The sequence below is a fragment of the Mesorhizobium sp. M4B.F.Ca.ET.017.02.2.1 genome (genome assembly GCF_003998955.1).
GTDB lineage: Bacteria > Pseudomonadota > Alphaproteobacteria > Rhizobiales > Rhizobiaceae > Mesorhizobium > Mesorhizobium abyssinicae.
Genome location: NZ_RZOF01000357.1, coordinates 1 through 6,372, shown reverse-complemented (window position 1 = coordinate 6,372; position 6,372 = coordinate 1). Strand labels below are relative to the sequence as shown.

General features: G+C 65.0%; 5 protein-coding genes. All 5 read right to left on the bottom strand.

The window, feature by feature from the left end; genetic code table 11:
- Window positions 1-1,570, bottom strand: a 1,570-nt coding sequence (locus tag EN738_RS28960) for a type I secretion system permease/ATPase (RefSeq protein ID WP_127286640.1), incomplete at its 3' end; no start/stop codon positions are given.
- Between the two features lie 13 nt (window positions 1,571-1,583).
- The gene (locus EN738_RS28955; protein ID WP_127286639.1) at window positions 1,584-3,008 is read right to left on the bottom strand and encodes a family 16 glycosylhydrolase; all 1,425 of its coding nucleotides are present in this window, start codon (window positions 3,006-3,008) and stop codon (window positions 1,584-1,586) included.
- A gap of 308 nt (window positions 3,009-3,316) precedes the next feature.
- Window positions 3,317-4,468: a YncE family protein gene (locus EN738_RS28950; RefSeq protein WP_127286638.1), complete on the bottom strand. Its 1,152-nt coding sequence runs from the start codon at window positions 4,466-4,468 to the stop codon at window positions 3,317-3,319.
- 71 nt (window positions 4,469-4,539) lie between these two features.
- Window positions 4,540-5,820 carry a GNAT family N-acetyltransferase gene (locus EN738_RS28945; protein WP_127286637.1) on the bottom strand — a complete coding sequence of 427 codons (1,281 nt, stop codon included), beginning with the start codon at window positions 5,818-5,820 and terminating at the stop codon, window positions 4,540-4,542.
- Window positions 5,820-6,372, bottom strand: a 553-nt coding sequence (locus EN738_RS28940) for a polysaccharide biosynthesis C-terminal domain-containing protein (protein WP_189606018.1), incomplete at its 5' end; no start/stop codon positions are given. The genes EN738_RS28940 and EN738_RS28945, both read right to left, overlap by 1 nt.

Below are 6,372 nucleotides of genomic sequence, written 5' to 3'. Positions count from 1 at the left end.
TCACGCCGGCTGCCCGCGCTGCGGCAAGCACCGCCTCGAGCGCCATCTCGCCGCCGCCGTCGAGATGGGTGCTGGGCTCGTCCAGCACGAGGATGCGCGGATTGCCGTAGAAGGCGCGCGCCAGGCCGATCCGCTGGCGCTCGCCGCCCGACAGCGTCCTGTCCGATGGACCGACCACGGTCTGGTAGCCGTCGCGCAGCGCCACGATAAGCTCATGCGCCCCGGCGCGCCCCGCCGCCTCGGTGATCGCCGGGTCGGCCGCTTCAGCGTCGAAGCGGGCGACATTGTCTCCGATCGATCCGGGAAAGAGCTCCACCTCCTGCGCCAGATAGCCGATGTGCCGGCCTAGCTGGTTTTCGTCCCACGTCCTGAGGTCAGCGCCGTCGATCCGCACCGCGCCGCCGGTCGGCTGGGCGGCACCGACAAGCAATCGCGCCAGCGTGGATTTGCCGGCGCCGCTCGGGCCGACGATGGCCACCGCTTCGCCGGCGGCGATCTGGAAGTTCAGCCGCTTGAGGATGGGCTCCGCGCCCAGCGGGGTATTCGGCGCGATGAAGAAAATATCCTGCGCGGAGATCGCGCCGGAGGGATCGGGCAGGGTGATCCTGCGCGCTTTCGCCGGATGCGCCGCAAGCGCGGTCGCCAGCCGCTTCCACGCCCGCCTGGCGTCGACGATCTGCCGCCAGGATCCGATCAACTGGTCGAGCGGCTGCAGCGCGCGCGACGACACCAGCGAGGAGGCGAAGATCATGCCGGCCGTCATCTGCCCCTGCAGCACCAGCCAGGCGCCAGCGCCGAGGATCGCCAGCTGCAGCACCATGCGCAGCGCCCGCGACGCGCCGCTGAAAATCGCGTTGGCGCTCGAGGAGCGGTCATGCAGGACGAGCGCTTCCCCGACGTGCCGTCCCCAGACCCGGGCGGCGTTCTCGATCATGCCCATGGCGCGCAGCGTTTCGGCATTGCGCTCGAAGGCCTGCTCAGCCCGGCTGGCGAGCGCCGAGCGCTCGGCGGACAAGGCATCGTTCCTGCCGATGGCGAGCTGGTTCGCCACCACCAGGAGAAGCAAAAGCACGGCGCCGGCGAGCGTCAGCCAGAACAGCACCGGATGGATGAGATAGAGCAGAGCGAGGAAGGCGGGCGCGAAGGGAAGGTCGAACAGCACCGCCACGCCGCGCGACCTGATGAAGGCGCAGACCGAGGCAAGATCGCGCAGCGGCGACACGCCGCCTGCATATCTGGCGCCCAGCGAGGCGGCGAATGTGCTTGCGCCCAGCTTCCGGTCGACGGCGGCTGCAATGCGCTGCGAGTAGATGGCGCGGACGGCGTCCAGGAAGCCGAGGAAGGCGAGCGCGAGAACGGCGATCACCGACAGGTAGGCAAGCGTCTCGACGCTGGAGGAGGGCAGTACGCGGTCATAGACCTGAAGCAAATAGAGCGGAATGACCAACAGCAGGATGTTGATCAGCAGCGAGAACAGGCCGACATCGGCCACGGCGCGCACGAACACCGCACGAAGGCTCGAGCTTGCGGTCGCTCCTGCATCGTGCGATCGCTCACGATCCCGGGACATGGCGCCGGTCCGCCTAGACAGTGTGTTCGCCTGTCGTGCTCAGGTGGCTCTGCTGCAAATCGTCCAGCGTGTAGGCGCGGATATAGTCGATCTTCATTTCGGCCGGCGTGGCGAGATGGTCCGGCGGTGCGCCGGCCTGACCGCCGATCGCGAGATCGACCAGCATATACATCGGCTTGTTCATGTCGGACGGCGTCGCCACCTCCGCCACCTGCACGCCGTCATAGGTCCACACCAGCTTGTCTGGCGTCCACAACAGGCCGTAGATGTGGAAGCCGTCGGTGTCGGATACATTTACCGTCGACCCGACCTTGGTGTGGGTCCCCGTCTGATTCGTGTGCGCAGTCATCAGCAGCGAATTCGGGTTCTGGCCGTACATTTCCACCACGTCCAGCTCCGGCGGCCACGAGCCGTCTTCCGGCAGCAGCCAGAAGGCCGGCCAGGCGCCGGTGTTTTCCGGCAGGTCGGCCCGCATTTCGAAATAGCCATAGGTCTGCGAGAAGGTGTCGTGCGTCGTCAGGATGCCGGAGGTGTATTCATAGTTGTTGATCAGCGGCTTGATGTCCGCCGGCGCCTGTGCGGCGGTGATCGTCAGCACGCCGTTGTTGATGCTGAACGGATGGACCGAGCTCGTCGGGGCGTAGTCGGCGTCGATATACCATTGCAGCTCGTTGTTCTGGGTGAGCGTGCTGCCGTTCGGCTGCCCCCACCAGAAATTGGTATCCCAAGTGCCGCCTTGGCTGTTGTGAAGGCTGAGCGTGTTGAAATTGTCGGAGAAGGACAAGGTCATGCCGGACTTGTCGATCGGCAGATCGAACTGGCCGGCCGACAGCTTGTCGACGGTGGTGTTGTTGAACACCAGCACCTCATCCGATCCAAGGTTGAGCAGGAGGTTCGGCCCCGACTGGATCATGTGCGCCTTGACGTCGTCGAACGACATGAAGTCATAGCCGTTGAGGCGGACGGTGTCGTCGGCGCCAAAATCGGTGATCAGGTCGCTGCCATTGCCCTTGGTGATGATAAACGTGTCGGCGCCGCCGCCGCCGATCAGGACATCGTTGCCCTTGCCGCCGTCAAACGTCTGGCTGCTGGTGCCGCCCTTGATGATGTTGTCGAGCGCATTTCCGAAGGCATATTTGTTGGCGCCGGTGACGACCAGGTTCTCGAAATTGTCGGGGAGCTTGTAGCTCATCCAGGTGTCGATCGTGTCGATGCCCTGCCCGGGCAGCTCGACGGCCCGGTTGATCGTCGAATAGAGGTGGTAATAGTCGTCGCCAGCACCGCCATACATGGTGACGTTGACGCTGGTGTCGCCCCAGAACGAATCGTTGCCGGACGTGCCGCGCAGCTCCGGTCCGGCTCCGGTTGCGGAGTACCAATGGGTGGAAGCGCCGGTGTAGGGAAGGGGAATGCCTTTGGCGTTGACGACACTGGTCATCGGACGATCCTTCCTCGGAATGCCGGCCTGTTCGAGCCGCTCGATGGGAGTTCCAGCGACCGCTTACGGACCAACGTTGTAGTTCAAATTATCGTTCCAAGGAATGACCATATAGTACAGGGAAAATTGTCATTTCCGCCGATTAAATCTTTCGGTTGAAGAGAATGAGGAATCGCTAATACAATTAAAGCGTGAAGCCGGGGCAATTTTACTCAATATTTCCGGAATTCTGCCGAATCATTAGGCAGATCGCTGCGGAAGAATGCATTTGTCTTGACGCGGTCACCGCTCCTCAAAAGGGCATTGGCCTACCGCATGTTCCCCGTGTGCCCTTGCGAGTACCGTCCTGGCTGCGGCCACACCGTCAGGCCGTGGGGCTCCGCTCCGACCGGGATCCTGGTGACCGCGCCGGACGTGGTGTCGAACATGTAGACCTCGCTGTCGAAGCGGCCGGACAGCCATAGCTGCCTGCCGTCGGCGCTGACATTGCCCATGTCGGGGCTGCCGCCGCCCGGAACGGGCCATTGGGCGACGACCGAGCGGGTCGCGAAGTCGATCACCGTCACGCTGCCGGGACCCTTGGCACGGCCTTGCTCCATCTTGTGCGAGCCGCGATTCGAGACGTAAAGCCGCTTGCCGTCGCGGCTGACGACAAAGCCATGCGTGCCGATGCCGGTGGCGATGAAGCCGATTTCCTTGAAGCTGTCGCCGTCGACCAGGAAGACGCCGTCATTCATCATGTCGGCGACGTAGAAGACCTTGCCGCCGGGCGAGAGCCTTATGTCCTGCGGCATGCCCATCCTGGAGAGGTCGAGCCGGCCAAGCACCTTCCGGTTCTTCAGGTCGACCTTGAGCAGCCCGCCGTCGCCGTATTCGCAGGTGAATATGGCGTAGGAGCCGTCGACCGAGAAATCGGCGTGATTGATGCCGGCGCAGTCGGGCGTGGCGATGACCGACTTCAGCGCCATGGTCTGCGGGTCGCGCAGGTCGAGCTGCCGCAAGGCCTCGTCGACGATGATGGCCGAGCTGCCGTCGGGCATGAAGTACATGTTGTAGGGATCGTCGACGGGGATCTGCTGGCCGGGCTTGCCGGTCTTCGGGTCGACCGGCGTCAGGCTGCCGTTCTTGCCGGTGCCGTTGTTGGCCACCCACAGCGTCGTCAGATCCCAGGACGGGACGACATGCTGCGGCTTGCTGCCGACGCCGAACCTATCCACCACCTTCAGGGTCACCGTGTCGATCACCGAGACGCTGTTCGACGACCGGTTCGGCACATAGACGCGCGGCAACGCACCCGCAGTTGCGGGACTGAGGTCGCCGGCGGCGGTATGGCTGTAGATGTTGACGGGCGGCGGCTGGCTGCAGTCTTCGGGACAGGAGCCGGCGAAAACCTCCGTCGGCAGCAGGGCAAGCAGGAGAACCGGCGCGAGGCCGGCATGACGCAGGAAGGCTCGTATCATCTGGAATGCTTTATCGTGGAGGCCGGCCCGATTTGGCCGCCGGCAGCCATAAACCGTGCGCCGGCGTTCATCTAGCGCCTTTTCAACAGGCTGCGCATGCGGTTGCGCAGGATGCGCGCCATGTTGCGGGTCTCGCGGTAGAGATGGAATTGCGAGGCAGCCTGGCGGGCGAGGCGGTCGGCGTCGGGCGACAGCCCGAGCACCAGCGTGCCCATCGGCTTGCGCTCCACCCACAGCCGGCTCATCACCGGATGGTCGGGCACGGCGCAGGAATCGGTGACCACGATGTTGGGGTCGTCGAGATTCTGCCTGGTCACCTCGATCATCAGCAGCGTGCCCGGCGAATAGGCCGACAGGGTCTCGTCATAGGCGGTCTTCCAGGTGTAGGCGACACCGCCCTCGACGAAGACGATCAGGCAAGCGATGGTGCGGCCGTCGAGCGTCAGCGAATGGATGCGGCAGAGATCTTGCTCGGCCAGCCGGTGCACGGCCTCGCGGGCGAAGGCGGCGCGGTAGCGGTCAATCGCCATGGCGGTGCGTTCGCGGCCCTTCCAGCCGGCCGCCTCCAGCGTCAGGAAGGCCTCGATGGCATGGCGGATATCGTCCGGACCGCGCGCGACCAGATGTTCGAGCTGGCCGAGGTCGGCAAGGCGGCGCTTCAATCGGCGGAATTCGCGGTAATGGTGCGAGCGCAGCGACGCCTTGAGGTAATCCTCGGCGTCAGCCTCGCTTTCCAGCACCGGACGGTCCATCCTGCCGGTGGTGACCATGGTCAGGCCGCGCGTGTCGGCGAAGGTAGTCAACAGGCTCGCCACCGGTCCGTCCAGCCGGATGTCGGGCAGCACGAAAACCTTCGGCATCTTGAGGTGCGGCCTGGACAGCATCGAGACGAAATCCTCAATGACGCCGACCGGATCGTCGCGGTCGACCAGCGGCGTGCCGAGCGGGCCGAACGGGCTCGACCAGGTGCGCATGACGGGTACGCCGAGCGGGATCGCCGGCCGCTCGACCGAGAACGGCACCAGCAGGCGCAGCCGGTTGCGGTATTCGTCGCCGTCGCGGATCACCGCCAGTTTGACCTCGCGGTCCTCGAGCCTCGGCATGGCCGGTGCCAGGAAGCGCGGGTTGAAGAAGATGTTGGGCTCGACGGTGCGGGTGCAGAGATAGTCGAGTTCCTCGACCAGGTCGAAGCCGGCGGAAGCCGGATAGATGGCAAGCTTGCGCTCCGGCCGGTTGTTGGCAAGGATCTCGATATGGGCGGGGTCGGCGTCGCGCGCCAGGCCGGCAAGACCTTGCACCATGGCGCCGGCCGGACCGCCGCTGGTTTCCTCGAGCAACGGGATGGCGGCCATCAGGCGGTCCCTTTCCTGGCGGTCGCAAAGATCAACATGACGATGCCGAGCTTGCGCCAGACGGTGAAGGAGAGCGCGCTGGCCTCGAAGACCATGGCGAGGCTGGTGGCGATCGCCGCGCCCCACAGGTGGAAGAACGGGATCAAGAGCACGTTGAGGCCGATGTTGAAGGCAAGCGTCATGGCGTAGACGCCGGCGCAGATGTTCTGGTTGCCGCTCATGGTGAGCAGGCTCTCGCAGGGGCCGACGGCGGCGCGCGCCACGACGCCGAAGACGAGCAGGAACAAGAGCGGATAGCCGGCGGTGAATTCGGGGCCGAACAGCACAAGCATCGGCTGCCCCAGCGCCAGCACCAGCAGCGCCATCAAGAGCGAGGGCCAAAAGGTCCACGACACCGTCTCGCGGGCGAAGGCGGCAAGCCGCTCCGGCTCGCCATGGGTGAACTGGGCGTAGCGCTGGGCGACGCCGGCCTTGACGGCGAAATAGACGAAATGCACCAGCGCAAGGGTCTTCACGGTGGCGAAATAGACGGCGACGTCATCGGGATCGAGA